This window comes from Corynebacterium sp. MSK218, assembly GCF_030232655.1.
Classification (GTDB): Bacteria; Actinomycetota; Actinomycetes; order Mycobacteriales; family Mycobacteriaceae; genus Corynebacterium.
Genome location: NZ_JASPGN010000038.1, coordinates 1 through 563, shown reverse-complemented (window position 1 = coordinate 563; position 563 = coordinate 1). Strand labels below are relative to the sequence as shown.

The 563-nt window shown below is 53.1% G+C and carries 1 rRNA gene; it reads right to left on the bottom strand.

Going from position 1 to position 563, the window contains the following annotated elements:
• Positions 1-563, bottom strand: a 23S ribosomal RNA gene (locus tag QP922_RS12830); the annotation flags it as partial.

Sequence of the window (563 nt, the reverse complement as noted above, 5' to 3'; positions counted from 1 at the left end):
CGCCTCCACAACCTCTTACAATTGCTTCACACTGGCCATGGGTAGATCACCCCGCTTCGGGTCCAGGACATGCCACTAAAAACACCCCATTAGGATTCGGTTTCCCTACGGCTACCCCACACGGGTTAACCTCGCGACATGCCGCTGACTCGCAGGCTCATTCTTCAAAAGGCACGCCATCACACTATAAAAAGTGCTCTGACGGATTGTAAGCACACGGTTTCAGGAACTATTTCACTCCCCTCCCGGGGTACTTTTCACCATTCCCTCACGGTACTAATACACTATCGGTCACACTGAGTATTTAGGCTTACCGGGTGGTCCCGGCAGATTCACAGCAGATTCCACGAGCCCGCTGCTACTCGGGCAACCCAACAACTTGCGCATTGAAGCCTTCAACTACGGGACTATCACCCTCTACGGTCGGCGTTTCCACACCACTTCACCTAACAACAACACACAAGCACGATGATGGTAGTCACCGCACATTGGGGCCCACAACACCGCACACACAACCCCTACCAAGTATCACATGCACACGGTTTAGCCTCATCCACGTTCGT